Raw genomic sequence first — 21,271 nt, 5'->3', positions numbered from 1 at the left:
GAAGCGGGGTCGAAAGCGACAGATGAGGAAGGAAGTAGAGAAATGAGCTTTTTTAAACGGCTGAAGGAAAGCATCTCCAGCAAGACAGAAGCGGTCACCACGGTGTTCAAGGAGGGTCTGACCAAGACCCGTACGGCCTTCGTTGAGAAAGTGGAGGAACTCATCACTCGCCGCAAAAAAATCGATGAGGAATTTTTCGAGGAGCTGGAGGAAATCCTCATCGGTGCCGACGTTGGCGTGAACACAGTGATGGAGCTGATCGACGAGCTGCGCAAGGAAGTAAAAAAACGCAAGATCGAAGATGCGGCGGAATTGCAGCCAGTACTCTCTGAAAAGCTCGTGGAGATGCTGCGCGGCCAAGAGGATCCGCGTCTGAAAATGGCCGAGAGTGGCATGACAGTCATTCTGTTCGTCGGTGTCAACGGTGTTGGCAAGACAACCTCAATCGGCAAGCTGGCGCATCGCTTCAAGAGCGAGGGCAAAAGCGTCATGCTGGCAGCAGGCGATACGTTCCGGGCTGGCGCGATTGAGCAGCTGGAGGTATGGGGACAGCGGGTCGGGGTCGACGTGATCAAGCAGCATTCCGGCGCTGATCCGGCGGCGGTCATGTTCGATGCCGTCAAGGCAGCCAAGCAGCGGGGCGTCGATGTGCTGCTCTGTGATACGGCAGGACGCCTGCAGAACAAGAACAATCTCATGGAGGAGCTCAACAAGATCTTCCGTGTCATCCAGCGGGAGGTGCCAAGCGCGCCGCATGAGGTGCTGCTTGTACTGGATGCGACCACGGGCCAGAACGCGATGAGCCAGGCCAAGCTGTTCGGAGAAAAAAGCGGTGTCACCGGTCTGGTGCTCACCAAGCTGGACGGTACCGCGAAGGGCGGCATCGTAATCGCTATCCGTAATGAGCTTAACCTGCCGGTGAAGTTTGTAGGCCTGGGCGAAAAGATGGGCGATCTGCAGCAATTTGATTCAGAGCAATTCGTACACGCCCTTTTCGCCGGGCTGATTCAAAAGGAAACGGAAGCCGAAACGAACTGACAAGGTTCTGTGCTTGACACACAGGTGAAGGATGAGGTAGAATAAATATCGTTGTCAGGGTGTCAAGCATTAATGCTTTACATCATGATCCGAGAACGGAACGGGGAGGGGCTGGCAGTGACTACTGAACCGGGCGCCCTTGCAAAGACGAATCGCATCAACCTGTTGTTTGATTTCTACGAACCGTTGCTGACTGAGAAGCAACAGACGTTTCTAAAATATTATTATCACGATGATTTCTCACTCGGGGAGATTGCCGCCGAATTCGATATCAGCAGACAAGCCGTCTATGAGCATGTCAAGCGGGCCGAAGGCGCGCTTGAAGGGTATGAGACCAAGCTTGGCCTGATGGCCAGTTACCAGCGCGAGCAGGAATGGCTCGCCAGGTTGGCGGAGGCGATCGGCACGCTCCCGGAAGGCAGCGGCAGCCAACTGGCTGCTCTGCTGCAGGAGCGGCAGACGAGTGAATAGATGAAGATCAATGTTAACGGGAGGTGACGGCAATGGCGTTTGAAGGATTATCCGCACGACTTCAGAATGTGTTCAGCAAGCTGAAGGGCAAGGGCAAGGTATCCGAGGACGATGTCAATGAGGCAATGCGCGAAGTGCGCTTGGCGCTGCTGGAGGCCGACGTTAACTTCAAGGTCGTCAAGGACTTCATCGGCAAGGTGAAGGAGAAAGCAATCGGCCAAGAAGTGATGAAAAGCTTCACGCCGGGCATGGTCATTATCGACATCGTCAACAAAGAAATGACCGAGCTCATGGGCGGTACGCAGAGCAAGCTGGCCAAGGCCAACCGACCGCCGACCGTTATTATGATGGCGGGCTTGCAGGGCGCAGGTAAAACAACGACGACGGGTAAGCTGGCCAAATTGCTCCAGAAGGGCAACCACAAGCCGCTCTTGGTCGCCTGTGATATCTACCGTCCAGCCGCCATCAAACAGCTTCAAGTGCTTGGTGAACAGATTCAGGCTCCTGTCTTCTCTATGGGAGACAAGGAGAACCCAGTTCATATTGCCAAAGCCGGCTTGCAGCATGCCAAGGAAAACGGCAACGACTATGTCATCTTTGATACAGCGGGTCGCCTGCATATCGATGAGGCGCTGATGGATGAGCTCAAGCAGATTCATGAGGCGGTCAAACCGGATGAAGTGCTGCTCGTCATCGATGCCATGACAGGTCAGGATGCAGTCAATGTAGCCGAGAGCTTCCACAAGCAGTTGGAGCTGACCGGTGTTGTACTGACCAAGCTCGACGGTGATACCCGCGGTGGTGCGGCCTTGTCGGTCAAGGCAGTCACTGGCTGTCCGATCAAATTTGCAGCAATGGGCGAGAAGATCGACTCATTGGAGCCGTTCCACCCGGAACGGATGGCTTCACGGATTCTCGGTATGGGCGACATGCTCTCTCTGATTGAGAAGGCACAAACCAATATTGACGCCGAGAAGGCTGCCGAGATGGAGCGCAAGATGCGCAACGCGGAGTTTACCTTCGATGATTTCCTGGAGCAGATGGCGCAAGTGCGCCAGATGGGACCGCTTGATCAATTGCTGGAGATGATGCCCGGCATGAACAAGATGAAGGGCCTCAAGGACATCAAGGTCGATGAGCGTCAGATTGGCCGGGTTGAAGCGATCGTCCAGTCCATGACCAAGGAAGAGAAGGTCAAGCCGGAGATCATGAACCACAGCCGTCGCAAGCGGATCGCGGCAGGCAGCGGCACATCCGTAGCCGATGTGAACCGTCTTATCAAGCAGTTCGACGATATGCGCAAGATGATGAAGCAATTCTCGTCGATGATGGGACCGAAAGGTCCTAAGGGTGGGAAGAAAGGCCTCAAAGGACTTCTAGGCGGCAAAAACATGAAATTCCCATTTTAAAGGTTGTTTAAAAGCTCGCTTTTGATCACGAAGTTGTACAAGGAAGCGGGTTCGACATCGAATATTGAATGCAGTCGGAACTTCCGGTGCTCACGTAGGTTTACCTACGCTCCGCTCCTCAGTTCCTCCTGCCTTCAACCTTCTCGGTGCTGAAAACCGCACTTTTAAACTTTGATTTGAAGCTCGTGATAAGGTCCTTAAAACGGGGCCCCCGCAAAGTATCTGATTATGCTTCGAAGCATTCGCTTCACTTTGTGGGGAATGTCTTTGTGGGTAATTCTTTGAAGGAGGTGAAATTCCCATGGCAGTTCGTATTCGTCTGAAACGTATTGGTGCACATAAATCGCCGTTTTACCGTGTCGTCGTATCCGATTCCCGTTCGCCGCGTGACGGTCGTTTTATCGAGGAAATCGGTACTTACAATCCGGTAGCAGAGCCGGCTCAAGTGAACATCGATGAAGAGAAAGCGTTGAAATGGTTGCAAACTGGAGCGCAAGCTTCTGATACTGTACGCAACCTCCTGAGCAAAGCTGGTGTTATGACCAAGCTTCATGAGCTCAAGCAACAGAAATAATCCTTAATGAGCGTGTTCAAAAGGGGCGTAATTAGCACCTTTTGAACAACCTCTTACCTGTGGGGGCCTAGACATGGAAGAATTGATTCTTGTCATTGCTAGGGCTTTGGTGGATCATCCGGATGATGTGCGAATCGAGGTCAAGGAAGATGATCGCGGCTTCGTGTATGCACTTTCCGTGCATCCTGAGGATGTAGGGAAAGTCATCGGCAAGCAGGGCCGGATTGCCAAAGCGCTGCGAACGGTGGTCGCCTCAGCGGCCGTGAAGTCATCCAAGCGCGTCGTTGTTGACATCGTTTCGTAACATCACATAGTTGCAAGGGGGTTAGGAGACATTCCTAGCCTTTTTCCAAATTGTAAGGATATTTGGGCTTAGATGTGCAAGTACATAAAAAGGGAGGGACCGGGATGACAATCGAATGGCTGAATGTCGGCAAGCTCGTGAACACGCACGGATTACGTGGAGAAGTGAAAATTCTCTCCCAGACCGATTTTCCGGATGTCCGTTTTGCCCCGGGCAGCAAGCTTGCTGTTCATGCACCCGACAACTCCCGAAACGTGCAGCTTACGGTGCAGAGTGCGCGTGAGCACAAAGGGATGTTCATCGTCAAGTGGAAGGGCATCGAGCATATTAATGAGGTAGAGCAGTACAAAGGCTGGTTGGTCAAGGTAGCCAAGACGGATGTTGTCGATTTGGAAGAAGATGAATACTACTACCATGAGATCGTCGGCTGCCGTGTCGTGACCGAGGACGGAGAGGAACTGGGCGAAATTACTGAAATTTTGAGCCCGGGCGCCAACGATGTCTGGGTCGTCGAACGTCCCAAAGGCAAGCAACTGCTGCTGCCGGTCATTGATGAAGTGCTGATTAATGTCGATGTCTCGGACAAGCTGGTGACGGTCAGACTGCTGGAAGGGTTGATCTAGTCATGCGGGTCGATGTGTTGACACTGTTCCCGGAAATGCTGGAGGGGGTTTTTGGCGCCAGTATTCTCGGTAAAGCCCGGGAGAAGGGGATTGTCCAGCTGAATGCGGTCAATTTCCGTGATTACGCTAATAATAAGCACAATACGGTTGATGACTATCCTTATGGTGGCGGTGGCGGTATGGTGCTCAAGGCTGAACCGATCTTCTCTGCTGTAGAAGCTATTCCGCCTCATGAAGAAGCCAAGCCGCGTGTTATTCTGATGTGTCCGCAGGGGGAGCCCTTCAGGCAATCAAAAGCGGAGGAGCTTGCCAAGGAAAAGCATCTGATCTTTATTTGTGGCCATTATGAGGGGTATGACGAGCGGATTCGGGAGCATCTGGTGACGGATGAGCTGTCGATCGGCGATTATGTCCTGACTGGCGGGGAGTTGCCTGCTATGGTTGTCATCGACAGCGTCGTCCGTCTGCTGCCCGGCGTGCTGGGCAATGAATCTTCGGCAGTGACAGATTCATTCAGCACGGGACTGCTGGAGTACCCCCACTATACCCGTCCGGTGAGTTTTCGCGGGTGGGATGTCCCGGAGGTGTTGATGTCCGGACATCACGCTCGTATCGACAGCTGGCGTCGCGAGCAATCGCTGTTGCGGACGCTGGCCAGGCGGCCCGAGCTGCTGGAGCAGATCGAGCTGACACCCAAGGAGCGTGAGCTGTTGGCTGCGATCCGTCAGGCAGAGGAGCGCGCCTAGCAGGAGCCTGACGCTGTCTGAATCGTCAGGAAAGCGAACTTGAGATTGCTAGTTGTGTTTTGGATGCGGATATGGTAAAATTTCAAATGTTGTCTGTAATAGTCGGACGGTCCTCTGTCGGTCATGACCCAGGTTCCCAAGGAGCTGGCGAGCTTACAAGAACGTCTATGATGGAAGGAGGGAATTCGACTTATGAATATTTTACAAGCTATCACGCAAGAACAGCTTCGGAAAGACATTCCTAGCTTTCGTCCTGGTGACACGCTGAAAGTACACGTAAAAGTTATTGAGGGATCCCGCGAGCGGATTCAGCTTTTCGAAGGCGTTGTAATTAAACGTCGTGGCGGTGGCATCAGCGAGACTTTTACAGTGCGCAAAATTTCGTACGGTGTTGGTGTGGAGAGAACATTCCCGGTCAACTCGCCGAAAATCGATAAAATCGAAGTGGCACGTCGCGGTAAAGTCCGTCGCGCCAAGCTGTACTACCTGCGCGAACTGCGCGGTAAAGCAGCCAGAATTAAAGAAATTCGCTAATGAACGACAAGGGGGCTTGCGCAAACAAGTCCCTTTTCGTTTTTTTTCTATAGGTAAACCTAAATTACATATGTTGAGTAAAGGTAGGCGTAGCTATGAATCATAACAAAGACGAAGAGCTGAACCGGCAAGAACCAGCGCCTACAGGCAGGGAGACGGAGCAGACAGCAGGAGAGGTAACAGCACCAAACCAGACGAAGCCGCCCAAAGCCAAAAAGGAAATTGTGGAGTGGATTAAAGCCCTGGCGATCGCCGGGATTCTGGTATTCGTCATTCGCACCTTCCTGTTTTCTCCGTTTATCGTAGACGGATCCTCCATGCAGCCCAGTTTTGAATCGGGTGAACGGGTGATCGTCAATAAGATTTTGTACGATATTCGTACCCCTCATCGTGGCGAGGTTGTTGTGTTCCATGTTCCTGAAGAAAACCGCGATTTTATCAAGCGCGTGATTGGTGTGCCAGGGGATAAGGTTCGGCTGGAAGGCGACAGCCTGTACATCAATGATGAGCTGGTTGAGGAGCCGTATTTGACAGAAGCGATTGCTCAGGCTCAGAGCGAGGGCCGGCTGTACAACACCGAAGACAACTTTCCGAACAGCCGTGTCACCAGTGATACCGTGCCGGAGAATATGATTCTGGCCTTTGGCGACAACCGTGGCAACAGTCGTGACAGCCGCTCCATCGGCTTCGTCTCGATGGATGAAATCGTTGGCCGAGCGGATGTTATCTTCTGGCCATGGAATCAGATCAAGATCGTAGATAATGGAACAATGAGGTGACTAGCTAATGACCATCCAATGGTTCCCGGGGCATATGACCAGGGCCCGGCGTCAAATTCAGGAGAAGCTCAAGCTGATCGATATTGTTATCGAGCTGCTGGACGCCCGAATTCCGATGTCGAGCCGAAATCCGATGATCGATGAGATCCTCTTGGACAAGCCTCGTCTCATTGTGCTCAATAAAGCCGATTTGGCAGATCCACGGGCAACCGACCAGTGGATTTCTTTTTTTGGCGAACGAGGACACGCATGTATTGCCGTCGATTCATCGACGGGCACGAGAGTTGGGGATATCCCTGGCAGAGTGCAAGAAATTCTGCAGGAGAAGATTGACCGCATGCGCAGCAAAGGTATGAATCCGCGTGCGCTGCGGGCGCTTATTGTCGGCATCCCGAATGTCGGCAAATCGACGCTCATCAACCGGCTGGCTGGCCGTAACATTGCTGAAACCGGTGATCGCCCTGGCGTCACCAAAGGTCAGCAATGGATCAAAGTTGGCAAAGAGATGGAATTGCTCGACACGCCAGGTATCCTCTGGCCCAAGTTCGAGGATGAGCTGGTCGGCTATCGTCTGGCGATGACCGGCGCGATCCGTGAGCAGGTGTTAAATGTTGAGGATGTCGCATATTTTGCCGTGCGTGAGCTGGTGGTTCGGTATTGGGATGCGTTGGAAGAGCGTTTCGGCATTGATGAGCCGCCTTCCGATCCCGAGAACAACCAGGAAATCGTGCGTGTAATGGAAGATATCGGACGCAAGCGCGGCTGTCTCATGGGCGGGGGGCGTGTCGATCTCGAAAAAGCTTCCGGCATCATTCTCCGCGAGCTGCGAGCTGGCAAGCTGGGACGGATTACGCTGGAGGAGCCTGAATTCTATGCTTGAGTACGAAACACGGCTCTGGCGTGAAGGACATGAGCGAATCGCGGGTGTCGACGAGGTTGGCCGGGGCTGCCTGTTCGGCGACGTGGTTGCCGCGGCAGTCGTGCTCCCGGAAGGGCTGGTACTGGAAGGCGTTGACGACTCCAAGAAATTGTCCGAGAAGAAGCGCGAGCACTTGTACGATGTGATCATTGACCAGGCTGTTGCCTGGTCGGTGGCGCATGTGGACAGCGCAACGATTGACCGGATCAATATCAAGCAGGCGGCTCGGCTGGCGATGAAGCAGGCCGTACACGGATTGGAGACTGCCGGTGTCGTCCCGGACTATCTGCTGATTGATGCTGAGAAAGTGGATTGCCCGCAGCCTCAGATGGCCATCATTCATGGGGATGCGGTCAGCCAATCCATCGCTGCAGCTTCGATCATTGCCAAGGTGACAAGGGACCGACTCTGCAAGGGCGAATGGAACCAGCTCTACCCGGAATACGGAATTGCCATACATAAAGGGTATGCTACCAAATTTCATCGGGAGCAGATCCTGACGTTTGGACCGAGCCCGCTGCATCGGCGTTCGTTTTTGACCAAGCTGCTAACTGAGCAGCAAGAGCTATTCTAGCCTTAGCCTTCATATTCCTATACAAGAACAGGCCAAACCCCATTGCGGTTTGGCCTGTTCGGCATTAACAGATTCGAGGCAGTTTGTCGATATATAGGCTATAAGACCACTACAGAGACGACTGGGCAACAGGGTGCTGCACGCACCTATCGGGGCGGCAGGATGAGGAAAGCGAGGAACAGGATGTGAATATCAGTCAGATGATGCGGGGCTTGCTGGGCGAGCTGCAGGGCGGGGATAGCCGTACGCTGGAGTTGAAGCCGGGTCAAGTGGTACGGGGCGTCGTCGTCAGTCTGCTGGAGGGCGACGAAGCCATGGTCCAGATCAACGGCAACCAGGTACGTGCCAAGCTGGAGCTGCCATTGCAACCAGGCCAGGCTACCATGCTGCAGGTTCAGCCGGAAGCCAGCGGCGGGATGGTGGTGCTGCGACCTGTTGACCCCGCCAGTGCTGCGATGCCGGAGGCGGCATTGCGCGATCTGGTGCGTGGGCTTGGGTTGCCGGACAAGCCATGGGCGCAGCAGCTCATGCTGGACATGAAACGCGAGGGGTTTCCGCTGAATCGGGAGCTCTCGGCTACCTTCACACAGGCGGCGGCAGGGATGCCCAAGGGGGCGAACCCGGAGCAGTGGATGCAGGCAGCGGCTCTTGCGTTCAAGCGGGGGTTACCCGTAACGGCGTCCACCGTGGCGGCCTTGCAGCAAGCCATGTTCGGCCGGCCGGCTCACGAGCTGCTGGAGGGCATGCAAAGCCAGCTGCGTGCTTTCCTGGGTAACGGAGCAAGTGAGGCATCCGCTACAGGAGCACAGCAGGCAGCGGGCCGCGTATTAGCGCTGCTGCAGGAGGGCACCGCCCTGTTGCGCATGACAGCAGAGCCGGGGGGTGCGGCATCGGCATCTGCTGGCGGAAACGCAGCGGCAGGTGCAGGTACCGGCGCTCCTGGCTCAAACGGTGTGCCATTGCAGGCAAGTGCTACTGCTCCGCAAGGGGCAGGCACTGGGGCCGCGGCTACCCAGGGGCAGGCGGCTCAGACAGCACCGAGCGCTGTTGGTGGTCAGGGCACTGGCGCGCCGGGCGGCAGTTCGGCGGCGGCCATGCCGCCCGCATCCGCTACGCCGCCAGGCGCGAGCGCGCAAGCGAGTTCCCCTGGCGGGACCTCGCAAGGGGCAGCTGCGCCTGCTGCTGCCCCGCAAGCTGGCGGCGCCGGCCCTGCGGGTGCGGCGCCAGGCCCCGCCCCGACCGGCGCCAGTGGCTGGGTCGGGGACATGCTGCGCTGGCTCGGCGTGGATCACGAGCGCCAGCTGTTGATGCGTCCGGCCCCGGGCGCTGCCCCCGGGGCCGCAGGCTCTGCCGGGGGAGCACCGCCCCCGGCAACCCCGGGCGCGGACGGGCAGGCAGCCGCCGCCCGTCCCGCTGAGGCGCCGCCGCAGCCGCTCGCCGAACGCGCGGCGGTGCTGGCGGAGCGCGCGCCGGGCCTGCCGCTGGGCGGCCCGGTGGGCGCCGATAGCCCCGCAGCCGAGGCCGGACGGCCGGCTGCGACGCAGGAGTCGCTCAAGGGCGCGCTGCTGCAGCTCGCGGCCCGGGAGGATGCGCCGCCAGCCTTGCGCGAGGCGGCGCAGCAGCTGTTGCAGCAGATTACGGGACAGCAGCTGCTGCTATCGGCAGAGCGGGGCGGCGCGGTCATGTCGCACCTGTCGATCTTCGTCCCGCTGCATGGACAGGACGGCAGCCAGACGGCATCCGTCCACATCCAGACCCGGCGGGGCCGCAAGGGCGAAATCGATGCCAGCAACTGCCGGCTCCTGTTCGACTTGCAAATGAAGCGGCTCGGCGACACGCTGGTGGATGTGCACGTGGTCGACAAGATCGTCAGTCTGACGATCTGGAATGATCATCCGGCCATTGCCCCTATGCTGGAAGCCTCGCGCGGCGAGGTCTCGGAAGCGCTGGGACGCAGCGGTTATCAATTATTGACCCTGCGCAGCACGCCGCTTCCCGATCCGGCTGCCCGAGATGCCGCGCAGACCAAGAAGGGGACGCTGGCAGGCAGTGAACAACTGCCCGGCGGTTCGTCGTTTGCGGCCAAGCCATACCGGGGGGTGGATTTTCGCGCATGAAGCAACAGAGAGATAAAGGGGTACAGGAGCCGAAGCAGGCTGTCGCACTCAAGTATGATCCCGAGCAGCAGGCGAGTCCGGTATTGGTCGCTAAGGGCAGAGGGTTACTGGCAGACAAAATCGTCGCCAAAGCCAGTGAGCACGGCGTGCCGATCCAAGAGGATGCTTCACTAGTTGAGGTGTTGTCACAGCTGGATATCGAACAGGAGATCCCGCCTGAGCTGTATACGCTAGTGGCCGAGGTGCTCAGCTTTATTTACCGTTCAGACCAGAAAGCGGGGGATTGGGATGACTTCTAAGCCCATGTCACGCCTGGCGGTCGGCAAGCTTGGCGAATCGGCAGCCCGTGCGCATGTGGAAGGCCTCGGTTGGCAGCTGCGCGAGTTGAACTGGCGATGCAAGTCGGGAGAACTGGATATTGTAGCGGAGCCTCCTCAGGACGATGCACCGCTTGTTATCATAGAGGTTCGAACACGCCGAGAGGGTGGACGCTTCGGTACGGCTGCCGAATCCGTAGATTTCCGCAAACAGCGTCAGCTGCGCAGCACCGCTCAGGTATATTTGTACGGCAGGCGACTGCAGGAACGCCGGGTCCGCTTCGACGTCATCACGGTTCTGCTGGATCGTGAAGGCAAGGTGCTCGAGCTCCGTCATTACGAGGAAGCATTTTGAACAATCAGTATCTTAAAGTGCATGTTCAAGAAGGTTTTGGAACAACCTCTAAAAAATGATGTTGTTGCGCCTTCCATGCGCCAGTTGCCGCCCGCCGCCGGGTGGCTTTTTGAATTGATAATGTTTCACCTTGGGTGAAGCTTCTGCATCCCTTATCCGTTGAACAGCTCGCCGGCTGTAACGGCCACCAGTGGACCTATTGTAGGCTAAACCGAAGGTTTGTGATTCTAACGGCCAGGAGTGCACTTATTCAAGCTTTTTCCTCTGCTTGGAGCCTCTTTTTGTCCAAATAGCTGCGCTGGTGGCCGTTAGCTAGGGAATGCTTTATTTTTCGTTAAAATAGGTGCTGTGGTGGCCGTTAGGCCAAGGGCGTGCTGCGGACGGGATTTTCTCTAGGAACAGTGCGGGAAACCTCTCACACAAACCTTGATCATGGGAGGGAAGTCTGTTACTATAATACATAGATTTACGATGCATAGTTATTCGATACATAGGAATCTGCGCCTGATTACGGTGAGAAAGGAAGAATCAATGAAGATTAGCAAGGAGTTATTGAAAGGCAGCACGGCGATTCTTATCCTGTCGCAGCTGGAGCGAAGTGAGATGTATGGCTACGAGCTCGTCAAGGAAATTGAAAAAAGGTCGGAAGGCGTATTTGCTTTGAAGGAAGGTACGCTATATCCTCTGTTGCACGCCATGGAAGCTGAGGAGTGGGTTGAATCGTACTGGTCTCAGCAGCACGGACGCAAGCGCAAATATTACCGGATTACCGAAAAAGGTTTAAAGGGGCTACACGAAAAGAAGCAGGAATGGCAGACCTTCAGAGTTGCAGTGGAACGGGTTGTCGGGGAGGGAACCATATGAAGGGGTGGATTGGCAGGCGGAGACCAGCGCAAGACGCTTCGGAACTCACCAACGAACATCATGAATCGTCGACATTCTTCCTGCAAACGGTCTGCGATCAGATTCGCTCCAAGCCTGCACACCGAGAGGTGCGGCGGGAGCTGGAGGGACATCTGAATGAAATTGTAGACGAATTAGTCTCCGAAGGCATCGGTCAAGCGGAAGCGGAACGCATCGCCGTTGAGCGCATGGGCGACCCTCGGGACATAGGGAGACAGCTGAATCAAGTGCATAAGCCGGTCATTGCGTGGGGATTGGTCGGGCTTCTGACAGCTTTGCTCAGTGTAGGATTGTTCTTTATGTACATATTAGATTTGCGGATGGACATGTCGTTCGCCAACACGGATATGTTCAGTAACCAAGTCGTTTTCGCCTTGCTGGGCATGATAGTCGCTGGAGCGCTGTGGTTTTTTGATTACCGTATACTGCTTCGTAAGGGCTGGATAATGTATGGAGCTGCAGTGAGTATTTCATTCTTGATGATGTTTGCAGGTCCCGTGAACGGCTCAAAGGCGTATTTATACTTTCAGTTTGGCAGCTTTAATGCAATGATGCTGGCACTTTTTCTGTTCATTATATCTAATGCCACGATGACTCCAGCCCGCGAGTGGACCTTGAAGCTAACGTGCTATCAACTTATGAGCAGAATGCTTGTACCTATCTTGCTATTCATGTCCACCAATACATTGAGTATGCTGGCACTCTATTTAGTTACTTTTTTTGTTCAGGTATGGCTCACTCGTAAGAACATTTGGCAGCCTATCACCTATGCAGCCATTCTTAGCCTCGCAGGTCTGTACGTCGCAATCACTCAACCTTACACACTATGGCGCTGGTTTTCCTTTTTAAAAACTTATGAACAAGGGGGAGACTACCTGGTAATCTTGTTCAAATCCTACATGCAACAGGCAGGTTGGTTAGGCAACGGGCCAGTCGCTTTCGAACAACAATTGCCGTATCTGCACAGCGAGGGCATGTTCACTCTCATGGTTCATACCTATGGCTGGCTTACCGGAATCGGATTTGCAGTGTTAGTGTTGTCCTTTATTGTTGCGATGCTGAAGATCGGCAGCAAGGTACGCGAGCCATTTGGCAAACGATTGATTTACAGCCTCGTCTCGGTTGTGGCACTGCAGTTTGTCTGGTCTATCCTGATGACACTGGGGTGGGCGCCTTTTGTCGGAATTTCCATGCCTTTTGTAAGCTACGGAGGGAGCTCGCTGCTCCTGCACATGATGGTATTTGGACTGGTGCTTAGCGTTGCTAAGCAGCAGCGAAGTCCTCATTATGGAGCCAGTCATACACTGGCAAGGTAGCCCTCATGCATTGCAGTCGCAGGCGATCATCTCTGCTCACCCCATCTCCCGGTCCAGACACCGGTATTGGATCGCTTCCGCGAGATGCTCAACCTTAATCGTCTCGGTATCCTGCAGATCAGCGATCGTGCGTGCGAGCTTCAGAATACGGTCATGGGAACGCATGCTCAGACCCAGCGCCTGATAGGCATCCGACAAGAGGGCTGAGGCATCATGATCCAGCAGGGTAGCTTGGCGGAGTGCGCTACCTTCCAACTCACAGTTCCAGTTTACGCCCGTCTGCTTGCGACGGGCGTTTTGGCGTTCACGCGCAACCAGGACGTGCTCCTGCATCTGAGCGGAGCTGAGGCCAGGCTGGTGTCCCCCCGTTTCGGCGGTCCGGGGCACTTCCACTTGCAAATCGATGCGATCGAGCAGCGGACCGGAAATTTTGGTGCGATAGGCAGCGATTTTCTGCGGGGAACAGGTGCAGCGTTCTGGATGCAGCAAGTCGCCATGATAACCGCAGTGGCAGGGATTCATGGACGCAGCCAGCATGAGGTGGGCAGGGAAGCGCAGCACAGCCCGCGTTCGCGCGATCGTGACACTGCGTTCCTCCAGCGGCTGCCGAAGCACCTCCAGTACGCTGCGCGAGAACTCTGGTAATTCATCAAGAAATAGTACGCCGTGGTGAGCCATCGTAACCTCGCCAGGCTTCGGGATGGAACCTCCGCCAATCAGGCCGCCAGCAGAAATCGTATGATGCGGTGCACGGAACGGCCGCTCCCGCACCAGACTCCCCATGGCAGAGTCGAATTGACCGGTAACGCTGCGGATTTTGGTCACCTCAAGCGCCTCTTGCTCATTGAGAGGGGGGAGGATGCCGGGCAACCGACGAATGAGCATCGTTTTGCCGGTTCCCGGCGGCCCTAGCAGCAGAATATTATGGCGGCCAGCAGCTGCGGCCATGAGGGCACGCTTGGCTTGCTGCTGTCCCAGCACTTCGCTGTAGTCGCCTCTCCGATCAATAGAAGACAGACCAAGTTCGCCAGCCGAAGCGGTCCGGGCTCTATCGTAATCATAAGTGGGCAGGCTGGCATCCCCCTCAGCCAGTTGCACCAGCTCCTGCAGGTGTGACACCGGGTGCAGGGTCAGCCCGCTGATTAGCGACGCTTCCGCCGCATTGCCTGCTGGCAGTAGCATCTGCTCAATCCCGCGCCGCCTGGCTTCCTCGACGATCGCCAGCACTCCCGGTACCGCACGGATCTGGCCACTTAGCGACAGCTCGCCCACAATGAGCAGGCTCTCGAATCTGTCGGTCGGCAGCTGCCCGCTGGCAGCCAGGATACCGATCGCAATGGCCAGGTCATAGGCGGTGCCCATTTTGCGGAGATCGGCTGGCGCCAGATTGATTGTGATGCGCTCTAGCGGAAATCGGCATCCGCAGTTTTTGATTGCGGCCCGTACCCGTTCGACCGACTCGCGGACCGCTGGATCCGGCAAGCCGACAATGGCCACCTGCGGCAGCCCGCTCGTAATATCGACTTCCACCTCGATCATCAACCCATCGACACCCAGCACGCTTGCGCTGCACAGCCTCGTATACATAGACAAAGCACCCCCATCAGATATCGGATGAAGGTGCTTCCTTACGTTCCCATTAATATGCAAATATCGTATCCCACAGCACTTGCTGCTGTCAACTGGCGAATTGGGTGCCCTGCGCGAATCTGGTTAATCCAGAGTCGACAGATAATCATAGCCGCGGTAGAGTATATTCAGAAAGCGGTAGGTCTCGGGAGCCTTGGCAGCTACCAGCGCCCGGGTATCGGGTGAGACGAACAACAGGCAGGAGGCTTCAGCGAAGTACTCCTCCGGATACAGCTCCTCGTACTGCTTGCCGCCAAATAACAGATGGGCTTCCTCCTCAAAAACAGCCCGAAACACCCGCGAAGATGAGATGTTATCCAGCACGTACGAGTCAATCGCATGAAACGTCTCATGCAGCTCCAGATTGGCTGAACCGTGTCCCATGCCTGTATGGCTGTATCCGATCCGAACGATCACCGGTTTGCCGCCCACGCCAGGAACATCATCCCAGGTGATGCCGCTGCTCTCCCAGCCGCGTGGCGACTTGCCCCGCAGCAGATGCATCTCCGGTTCGTCCGTCAGCCTGCCATTAATGAGCCGAATTTGCACGCCGCGCTTAATCAATGTCTCCAGCATCGCAGGCGGAATCCTCAGTATTCGCTCGGTCATATGGCTGGCTGTCGGCGCGTCATAAGCGCCGGCAGGCAGGGAGAATAACTGCTGCTGCAGCATGGCATGATGTATGCCAGCTTCTGCGGCCATCTCTTTGTTGTCATCTCGTTCTGCAAAACCCGACACCACAGCCGATGCCAGCGCAATTCCAATGGCGCATACCCGCAGCGCACCGCTCCATTTTACCTTAATCAACGTACTCCACCTTGCTCGAATGAATATAAAATCAATCCCAGTGTAAGATGACGGAAGAAGGAGCACAATAGGAAAAAAGGAGCAGAAAAAAGCCAATTTGATGACGTTTTCTGCAACCGTTCTCAAAATGATATGAATACGATATCAAAAAAAACTGACCTTTCTTGTTGAAAACTAAGGAAAGCTGGAACGAAAAGTGATACAATAATTAAGGTTTGTGTACATATCAATAGGATCCAGCTTCGGATAGGAGGATTTCGTGAATGAATATCCATGAGTATCAAGGCAAAGAAGTCCTGAAGCAATACGGTGTCGTGGTACCGAGTGGCAAAGTGGCTTTCACCGTCGATGAAGCGGTAGAAGCTGCCGAAGCACTGGGAACACCGGTTGTTGTGGTTAAGGCGCAAATTCATGCAGGTGGACGCGGAAAGGCCGGTGGCGTTAAGGTTGCCAAAGGTCTGGACGAGGTGCGTGCATATGCGAGCGAAATTCTGGGCAAAGTTCTGGTCACGCATCAGACTGGTCCGGAAGGTAAAGAAGTCAAGCGCTTGCTGATTGAGGAAGGCTGCGACATCAAGAAAGAATACTATGTCGGTGTAGTTGTCGATCGTGCCAGCGGCGCGGTTGTCATGATGGCTTCCGAAGAGGGCGGCACCGAGATCGAAGAAGTGGCTGAGCACAGCCCGGAGAAGATCTTCAAGGAGATCGTTGACCCGGCCGTTGGCCTGCAGCCTTACCAAGCGCGCAAGCTGGCTTATTCGATCAACATTCCTACTGAACTCGTCAACAAAGCGGTCAAGTTCATGATTGCGCTGTACACCGCATTCGTGGAAAAAGACTGCTCCATTGCAGAGATCAATCCGCTCGTCGTGACAGGCGATGGCAACGTTATTGCGCTTGATGCCAAGCTCAATTTCGATTCCAATGCACTCTATCGTCATAAGGATATTGTTGCATTGCGCGACCTCGAAGAAGAGGATGAAAAAGAAATCGAAGCGTCCAAGTTCGACCTCAGCTACATCGCGCTTGATGGCAACATCGGTTGCATGGTTAACGGCGCAGGTCTGGCTATGGCTACAATGGACATTATCAAATATTATGGTGGCGACCCGGCCAACTTCCTCGACGTAGGGGGCGGCGCGACCACTGAGAAAGTTACAGAAGCCTTCAAAATCATCCTGTCGGATGAAAAAGTAAAAGGTATCTTCGTTAATATCTTCGGCGGCATCATGCGTTGTGACGTTATCGCCAATGGTGTCGTGGAAGCGGCTAAGCAAATCGAGCTTGACCGGCCGCTCGTCGTTCGCCTGGAAGGTACCAACGTAGAGCTTGGCAAGAAAATTCTGAATGAATCGGGACTCAATATCGTAGCGGCCGATTCCATGGCAGACGGCGCGCAGAAAATTGTAGCCCTCGTTAAGTAAATTGCACGTCAGCATAAGAATTCATTTAGGGGATGTGAGCCTTCGATGAGCATTTTGGTTGATAAGAATACAAAAGTCATAACGCAAGGCATTACCGGCGCAACCGGATTGTTCCATGCCAAAGGTGCGCTTGATTACGGAACGCAAATGGTCGGTGGCGTTACACCGGGCAAAGGCGGAACAAATGTTGAGATTACTCTGGAGAACGGCGAGGTTGTATCGCTGCCGGTATTTAACACCGTAGCAGAAGCTAAGGCAGCTACAGGCGCAACCGCTTCAGTTATCTATGTACCGCCTCCGTTCGCTGCAGATGCCATCATGGAAGCCGTGGACGCAGGCATGGATCTGGCGATCTGCATTACAGAGGGTATTCCTGTACTCGATATGGTGAAGGTTAAGCGTTACATGGAAGGACGCGATACCGTCCTGATTGGACCTAACTGCCCAGGCGTTATTACTCCGGATGAGTGCAAAATCGGCATTATGCCGGGTTATATCCACGTCAAAGGTCATGTTGGCGTAGTATCGCGCAGCGGTACCTTGACCTACGAAGCTGTTCATCAGCTGAGTACGCGTGGAATTGGCCAGTCCTCTGCTGTCGGTATTGGCGGGGACCCGGTCAAAGGCTCCGAATTTATCGACATTCTCAGTCGCTTCAATGACGACCCTGATACGTACGCCGTCATCATGATCGGCGAAATCGGCGGTACGGCTGAGGAAGAAGCGGCCGAGTGGGTAAAAGCTAATATGACGAAGCCGGTTGTTGGCTTCATCGGCGGCGCAACAGCGCCTCCAGGCAAGCGGATGGGACATGCTGGCGCCATCATTTCTGGCGGCAAAGGCACCGCAGCCGAGAAAATTTCCACTTTGGAAGCATGCGGCATCAAGGTTTCGCCGACACCTTCCGAAATGGGCTCTACGCTCGTTAGCGTTCTTGAAGAGCGCGGTTTGCTGGAGAAATGTATCACTCGCCAAGCATAATCTAACGATTAATGAAGGCAAGCAGCCTTTCAATACCCCTCGAGGGGTTTGGAAGGCTGCTTTTTTTTATTATGAACTCCTGTTCTTTCAATAATAACTTACAGGTCGCTTGCATTCTGCAACGTTGTCAAGCAAAATAGGAAAAGGATGCAAGCAGACGGAGAGGTCGTGTCCGAATGAATGTTTCCGCATGGAATGAAAGGCAAGCCTTGTTTGCAATGCATGAAATACAAGGGATCGGATGGCACACCATCGCCAAAGCGATGCAAGCATCCGTTATGGATTGCGTATCTTACAGCGAAGCGAATTGGAAGCAGTTGGGGATTAAGTCGGCGCAATCACAGGCATTGGCCCGAACGCTGTCCCCGGCGTTTGCAGAAGAGCGGGCTGATCATTATCGAAGATTAGGCGTCCGGGTCATCACGTGGCTGGATGATGATTATCCAAGATGGCTCCGTCACATTCCACAGCCGCCCTGGGTCCTGTACGCTAAAGGTCGCATAGAACTGCTCGAAGGGCCCATGCTGGCTGTCGTCGGAACCCGTGTCCCGACAGCTTACGGCAGGCACATGGCTCGCGAGCTGTCCTCCCAGTTGGCTGCCAGGGGCCTCTCCATCGTCAGCGGACTGGCCCGCGGGATCGATCGCTGCGCACATGAAGCCGCGCTTCAAGAACCCGGCGGTACGATCGCTGTACTCGGGACGCCATTGGATATCGCTTATCCCCGCGAGCATTCATCCCTGCAGCACCGGATTGCGCAGGAGGGGCTTGTTCTCTCTGAGTATCCCGTGGGGACAGCTTGCCATCCAGGAATGTTTCCGGTTCGCAATCGGATCATTGCCGGCCTGTCGCTCGGCACGCTAGTTATCGAGGCGGCATCCCGCAGCGGCTCCCTTATTACGGCTGATCAGGCACTGGATATGGGGAGGGAAGTATTCGCGCTGCCCGGCCCTGCCAATTCTCCCAAAAGCACAGGCACCAATGAATATATTCGCGATCTGAAGGCCAAGCTGACGCTTAGCGTGGATGATATATTGGCAGAGCTTGCTGTCCGTCTGATGGAGACGTCAGCATTTAAGCCCTCACCTGCTCCCGGACCGCAGCCTCCAACATTGACTGCGGAGGAGAGCAGAATTTATGAACTGCTCCAAGATGAACCCGCTACGGCAGACGTCTTGCATGCCAAGACAGGGATGTCTTTTGGACATTTGCACGCAGTTCTGATAAATTTAACTATAAAACGTAAGATTGAGCAACATCCCGGTTCCATTTACTGTGCCTTGTAGAAGGCGATTAGGAGAGAGGAGGACGCTTGATGGCGGATTCATTAGTCATTGTCGAATCACCGGCAAAAGCAAAAACGATCGGTAAATATCTCGGCAGCAAATATATTGTTAAAGCCTCCATGGGTCATATTCGCGATTTGCCGAAAAGCCAGATCGGCGTCGAAGTTGAAAATCACTTCCATCCGAAATATATAACGATTCGCGGCAAAGGAAGCATCCTCAAAGAATTGAAGGATGCCAGCAAAAAAGTCAAACGCGTCTATCTCGCGGCTGACCCGGATCGCGAAGGCGAGGCAATCGCATGGCATCTGGCTCATTACCTGGAGTTGGACGAGACAGAGAACTGCCGGGTCGTGTTTAACGAAATTACGAAGCAGGCCGTGAAGGATGCTTTTAAAACCCCCCGCAAAATCAATATGGACTTGGTCAATGCCCAGCAAGCTCGTCGGATTCTGGACCGGCTGGTTGGCTACAAGATCAGTCCCCTATTATGGAAGAAAGTGAAAAAGGGGCTCTCGGCTGGACGCGTTCAGTCGGTGTCCGTGAAGCTGATCATCGATAGGGAGAATGAAATCGACGCTTTTGTACCAGAAGAGTACTGGTCAATCACTGCCAAGCTGAAGCATGGCAAAGCAGCCTTTGAAGCGAAATATCATTCCATTGGCGGCGAGAAGCGCGAGCTTGGCAGCGAGGCAGAAATGCAGGAAGTGCTCAATGCAATGAAGGCCGATGAGTTCGAGGTTGCCGAAGTCAGAGAGAAAGAGCGTCAACGCAATCCGGCGCCCCCTTTCATTACAAGCTCGCTCCAACAGGAAGCAGCGCGCAAGCTCGGATACCGTGCAGCCAAAACCATGTCGGTTGCTCAGCAGCTGTATGAAGGGGTGGACTTAGGTAAAGAGGGCACGGTCGGTCTGATTACGTATATGCGTACCGATTCTACCCGCCTCTCGCCTCTAGCTCAAGAAGAAGCCAAGACATACATCACGGACAAATATGGTGCGGACTATGTACCGGAGCAGCCTCGCGTCTATACCAAGAAGAATGCAAGTGCCCAGGATGCGCATGAGGCGATCCGTCCCACTTCACCACTGCGTGAGCCTGACGAGATGAAGCCTTTCCTCTCAAGAGACCAATTCCGTCTCTATAAACTCGTCTGGGAACGCTTCTTGGCCAGTCAGATGGCTTCAGCGGTGCTCGATACAATGACAGTAGATTTACTCAGCGGTTCGGTTGTCTTCCGTGCTACCGGTTCGAAGCTGAAGTTCCCTGGCTTTATGAAGGTTTACGTCGAGGGCAATGATGATGGCACAACGGAAGAAGACAAGTTCTTGCCACCGCTTGCTGCAGGCGATAAAGCCGAACAGGAAGAAATTGAACCCAAGCAGCACTTTACCCAGCCGCCGCCCCGCTACACGGAGGCCAGGCTGGTGCGGACGCTGGAGGAATTGGGAATCGGCCGTCCGAGTACGTATGCGCCGACATTGGAGACGATCCAGAAGCGCGGATATGTAGCGATTGAAGAGAAGAAATTCGTCCCTACGGAGCTTGGCGACCTCGTCATTCAACTGATGGAGGAGTTCTTCCCTGAAATCCTAGATGCTGAATTTACGGCCCATATGGAAGGCGATCTTGACCATGTGGAAGAAGGCAGTGAAGATTGGGTCAAGGTTCTGGCTTCTTTCTACACTTCCTTCGAGAAGCGCTTGGAGGTTGCTGAGGAAGAAATGAAGGAAATCGAGATCCAGGATGAGGTTTCAGATGAAATCTGTGAGAAGTGCGGTCGCCATCTGGTGTACAAGATGGGGCGCTTCGGCAAATTCCTGGCCTGCTCCGGTTTCCCTGATTGTCGTAACACCAAGCCGATCATCAAAGAAATCGGCGTCGCTTGTCCCCAATGTAAAGAGGGCAAAGTGATCGAGCGGCGAAGCAAGAAGGGTAGAATCTTCTATGGCTGTGACCGCTACCCGGAATGCGATTATGTCTCATGGGATAAACCAAGCAGCAAGCCTTGTCCGTCCTGTGCGTCACCGATGGTCGAGAAGCGAAACCGCAGCGGCGGCAAGCTCAAATGTACCTCCTGTGATCATACAGAGGAGCTTCCGGAGGATCAGGAACAAGCTTGATGCAAGTAAGGTAATCAATTATTAATGAAAGCAGGGAAATGC

The 21,271-nt window shown here is 54.5% G+C and carries 22 protein-coding genes; 20 read left to right on the top strand and 2 right to left on the bottom strand.

Annotated elements, in window-relative coordinates:
* Positions 1-42: 42 nt before the first annotated feature.
* From ftsY to F556_RS0102460, 16 genes are all read left to right on the top strand, one after another.
* Positions 43-1,038: a signal recognition particle-docking protein FtsY gene (gene ftsY / locus F556_RS0102540; protein WP_020615320.1), complete on the top strand. Its 996-nt coding sequence runs from the start codon at positions 43-45 to the stop codon at positions 1,036-1,038.
* A 72-nt stretch (positions 1,039-1,110) separates the two neighbouring features.
* A complete protein-coding gene (gene ylxM, locus F556_RS0102535; protein ID WP_020615319.1) occupies positions 1,111-1,509 on the top strand; it encodes a YlxM family DNA-binding protein in 399 nt (132 codons plus the stop codon).
* A 32-nt stretch (positions 1,510-1,541) separates the two neighbouring features.
* On the top strand, positions 1,542-2,918 hold the full coding sequence (gene ffh, locus F556_RS0102530) for a signal recognition particle protein (protein WP_020615318.1): 1,377 nt from the start codon (positions 1,542-1,544) through the stop codon (positions 2,916-2,918).
* A 301-nt stretch (positions 2,919-3,219) separates the two neighbouring features.
* The gene (rpsP, locus tag F556_RS0102525) at positions 3,220-3,492 is read left to right on the top strand and encodes a 30S ribosomal protein S16 (RefSeq protein ID WP_020615317.1); all 273 of its coding nucleotides are present in this window, start codon (positions 3,220-3,222) and stop codon (positions 3,490-3,492) included.
* A gap of 73 nt (positions 3,493-3,565) precedes the next feature.
* A complete protein-coding gene (locus F556_RS0102520) occupies positions 3,566-3,796 on the top strand; it encodes a KH domain-containing protein (protein ID WP_020615316.1) in 231 nt (76 codons plus the stop codon).
* Between the two features lie 104 nt (positions 3,797-3,900).
* Positions 3,901-4,419: a ribosome maturation factor RimM gene (gene rimM / locus F556_RS0102515; RefSeq protein ID WP_020615315.1), complete on the top strand. Its 519-nt coding sequence runs from the start codon at positions 3,901-3,903 to the stop codon at positions 4,417-4,419.
* Between the two features lie 2 nt (positions 4,420-4,421).
* Positions 4,422-5,165 (top strand): tRNA (guanosine(37)-N1)-methyltransferase TrmD, encoded by a 744-nt coding sequence (gene trmD, locus F556_RS0102510; protein WP_020615314.1) that lies wholly within the window; start codon positions 4,422-4,424, stop codon positions 5,163-5,165.
* Positions 5,166-5,357: 192 nt separating this feature from the next.
* Positions 5,358-5,699 carry a 50S ribosomal protein L19 gene (gene rplS / locus F556_RS0102505; protein WP_020615313.1) on the top strand — a complete coding sequence of 114 codons (342 nt, stop codon included), beginning with the start codon at positions 5,358-5,360 and terminating at the stop codon, positions 5,697-5,699.
* Between the two features lie 95 nt (positions 5,700-5,794).
* Complete coding sequence (gene lepB, locus F556_RS0102500) at positions 5,795-6,478, top strand: signal peptidase I (protein WP_020615312.1); 684 nt, start codon at positions 5,795-5,797, stop codon at positions 6,476-6,478.
* A gap of 7 nt (positions 6,479-6,485) precedes the next feature.
* A complete protein-coding gene (gene ylqF, locus F556_RS0102495; protein ID WP_020615311.1) occupies positions 6,486-7,358 on the top strand; it encodes a ribosome biogenesis GTPase YlqF in 873 nt (290 codons plus the stop codon).
* Positions 7,351-7,971 (top strand): ribonuclease HII, encoded by a 621-nt coding sequence (locus F556_RS33115; protein WP_020615310.1) that lies wholly within the window; start codon positions 7,351-7,353, stop codon positions 7,969-7,971. Before ylqF ends, F556_RS33115 begins: the two co-directional genes overlap by 8 nt.
* 185 nt (positions 7,972-8,156) lie before the next feature.
* On the top strand, positions 8,157-10,088 hold the full coding sequence (locus F556_RS33110) for a hypothetical protein (protein WP_063824344.1): 1,932 nt from the start codon (positions 8,157-8,159) through the stop codon (positions 10,086-10,088).
* On the top strand, positions 10,085-10,387 hold the full coding sequence (locus F556_RS0102480; RefSeq protein WP_020615308.1) for an EscU/YscU/HrcU family type III secretion system export apparatus switch protein: 303 nt from the start codon (positions 10,085-10,087) through the stop codon (positions 10,385-10,387). Before F556_RS33110 ends, F556_RS0102480 begins: the two co-directional genes overlap by 4 nt.
* Positions 10,388-10,391: 4 nt before the next feature.
* The gene (locus F556_RS0102475; RefSeq protein ID WP_020615307.1) at positions 10,392-10,760 is read left to right on the top strand and encodes a YraN family protein; all 369 of its coding nucleotides are present in this window, start codon (positions 10,392-10,394) and stop codon (positions 10,758-10,760) included.
* A 531-nt stretch (positions 10,761-11,291) separates the two neighbouring features.
* Positions 11,292-11,624, top strand: coding sequence for a PadR family transcriptional regulator (locus F556_RS0102465; RefSeq protein WP_020615305.1), 333 nt, complete (start codon positions 11,292-11,294; stop codon positions 11,622-11,624).
* A complete protein-coding gene (locus F556_RS0102460) occupies positions 11,621-12,979 on the top strand; it encodes an FtsW/RodA/SpoVE family cell cycle protein (RefSeq protein ID WP_020615304.1) in 1,359 nt (452 codons plus the stop codon). Before F556_RS0102465 ends, F556_RS0102460 begins: the two co-directional genes overlap by 4 nt.
* Positions 12,980-13,015: 36 nt before the next feature.
* Here F556_RS0102460 and F556_RS0102455 read toward each other — a convergent pair whose 3' ends face one another.
* Positions 13,016-14,566 (bottom strand): YifB family Mg chelatase-like AAA ATPase, encoded by a 1,551-nt coding sequence (locus tag F556_RS0102455; RefSeq protein ID WP_020615303.1) that lies wholly within the window; start codon positions 14,564-14,566, stop codon positions 13,016-13,018.
* A gap of 126 nt (positions 14,567-14,692) precedes the next feature.
* On the bottom strand, positions 14,693-15,415 hold the full coding sequence (locus F556_RS0102450) for an anthrax toxin lethal factor-related metalloendopeptidase (RefSeq protein ID WP_020615302.1): 723 nt from the start codon (positions 15,413-15,415) through the stop codon (positions 14,693-14,695).
* A gap of 263 nt (positions 15,416-15,678) precedes the next feature.
* Here F556_RS0102450 and sucC point away from each other — a divergent pair, with 263 nt between their 5' ends.
* The 4 genes from sucC to topA all read left to right on the top strand — a co-directional run bounded on the left by sucC (position 15,679) and on the right by topA (position 21,229).
* Positions 15,679-16,839: an ADP-forming succinate--CoA ligase subunit beta gene (gene sucC, locus F556_RS0102445; RefSeq protein ID WP_020615301.1), complete on the top strand. Its 1,161-nt coding sequence runs from the start codon at positions 15,679-15,681 to the stop codon at positions 16,837-16,839.
* Positions 16,840-16,884: 45 nt separating this feature from the next.
* Positions 16,885-17,820, top strand: coding sequence for a succinate--CoA ligase subunit alpha (sucD, locus tag F556_RS0102440; protein ID WP_020615300.1), 936 nt, complete (start codon positions 16,885-16,887; stop codon positions 17,818-17,820).
* 218 nt (positions 17,821-18,038) lie between these two features.
* Complete coding sequence (gene dprA / locus F556_RS0102435; protein WP_040715724.1) at positions 18,039-19,106, top strand: DNA-processing protein DprA; 1,068 nt, start codon at positions 18,039-18,041, stop codon at positions 19,104-19,106.
* A 29-nt stretch (positions 19,107-19,135) separates the two neighbouring features.
* Positions 19,136-21,229, top strand: a complete 2,094-nt coding sequence (topA, locus tag F556_RS0102430; protein WP_020615298.1) for a type I DNA topoisomerase — start codon at positions 19,136-19,138, stop codon at positions 21,227-21,229.
* The last annotated feature ends 42 nt before the right edge of the window (positions 21,230-21,271 follow it).

The sequence above is a fragment of the Paenibacillus daejeonensis DSM 15491 genome, from assembly GCF_000378385.1.
Taxonomy (GTDB): Bacteria; Bacillota; Bacilli; order Paenibacillales; family Paenibacillaceae; genus Paenibacillus_D; species Paenibacillus_D daejeonensis.
The sequence above is the reverse complement of the archived record's forward strand: the minus strand, read 5'-3'. Positions and strand labels throughout refer to the sequence as shown.

What these genes read in the sequence shown, in the direction of transcription:
- ylqF (WP_020615311.1), top strand. Translation starts at nt 6,486, where the DNA reads ATGACCATCCAATGGTTCCCGGGGCATATGACCAGGGCCCGGCGTCAA.
- F556_RS0102480 (WP_020615308.1), top strand. Translation starts at nt 10,085, where the DNA reads ATGAAGCAACAGAGAGATAAAGGGGTACAGGAGCCGAAGCAGGCTGTC.
- trmD (WP_020615314.1), top strand. Translation starts at nt 4,422, where the DNA reads ATGCGGGTCGATGTGTTGACACTGTTCCCGGAAATGCTGGAGGGGGTT.
- sucC (WP_020615301.1), top strand. Translation starts at nt 15,679, where the DNA reads ATGAATATCCATGAGTATCAAGGCAAAGAAGTCCTGAAGCAATACGGT.
- F556_RS0102520 (WP_020615316.1), top strand. Translation starts at nt 3,566, where the DNA reads ATGGAAGAATTGATTCTTGTCATTGCTAGGGCTTTGGTGGATCATCCG.
- ftsY (WP_020615320.1), top strand. Translation starts at nt 43, where the DNA reads ATGAGCTTTTTTAAACGGCTGAAGGAAAGCATCTCCAGCAAGACAGAA.
- rimM (WP_020615315.1), top strand. Translation starts at nt 3,901, where the DNA reads ATGACAATCGAATGGCTGAATGTCGGCAAGCTCGTGAACACGCACGGA.
- F556_RS0102460 (WP_020615304.1), top strand. Translation starts at nt 11,621, where the DNA reads ATGAAGGGGTGGATTGGCAGGCGGAGACCAGCGCAAGACGCTTCGGAA.
- F556_RS0102465 (WP_020615305.1), top strand. Translation starts at nt 11,292, where the DNA reads ATGAAGATTAGCAAGGAGTTATTGAAAGGCAGCACGGCGATTCTTATC.
- rpsP (WP_020615317.1), top strand. Translation starts at nt 3,220, where the DNA reads ATGGCAGTTCGTATTCGTCTGAAACGTATTGGTGCACATAAATCGCCG.
- ylxM (WP_020615319.1), top strand. Translation starts at nt 1,111, where the DNA reads ATGCTTTACATCATGATCCGAGAACGGAACGGGGAGGGGCTGGCAGTG.
- lepB (WP_020615312.1), top strand. Translation starts at nt 5,795, where the DNA reads ATGAATCATAACAAAGACGAAGAGCTGAACCGGCAAGAACCAGCGCCT.
- dprA (WP_040715724.1), top strand. Translation starts at nt 18,039, where the DNA reads ATGCATGAAATACAAGGGATCGGATGGCACACCATCGCCAAAGCGATG.
- rplS (WP_020615313.1), top strand. Translation starts at nt 5,358, where the DNA reads ATGAATATTTTACAAGCTATCACGCAAGAACAGCTTCGGAAAGACATT.
- F556_RS0102475 (WP_020615307.1), top strand. Translation starts at nt 10,392, where the DNA reads ATGTCACGCCTGGCGGTCGGCAAGCTTGGCGAATCGGCAGCCCGTGCG.
- ffh (WP_020615318.1), top strand. Translation starts at nt 1,542, where the DNA reads ATGGCGTTTGAAGGATTATCCGCACGACTTCAGAATGTGTTCAGCAAG.
- F556_RS0102455 (WP_020615303.1), bottom strand. Translation starts at nt 14,566, where the DNA reads ATGTATACGAGGCTGTGCAGCGCAAGCGTGCTGGGTGTCGATGGGTTG.
- sucD (WP_020615300.1), top strand. Translation starts at nt 16,885, where the DNA reads ATGAGCATTTTGGTTGATAAGAATACAAAAGTCATAACGCAAGGCATT.
- F556_RS33115 (WP_020615310.1), top strand. Translation starts at nt 7,351, where the DNA reads ATGCTTGAGTACGAAACACGGCTCTGGCGTGAAGGACATGAGCGAATC.
- topA (WP_020615298.1), top strand. Translation starts at nt 19,136, where the DNA reads ATGGCGGATTCATTAGTCATTGTCGAATCACCGGCAAAAGCAAAAACG.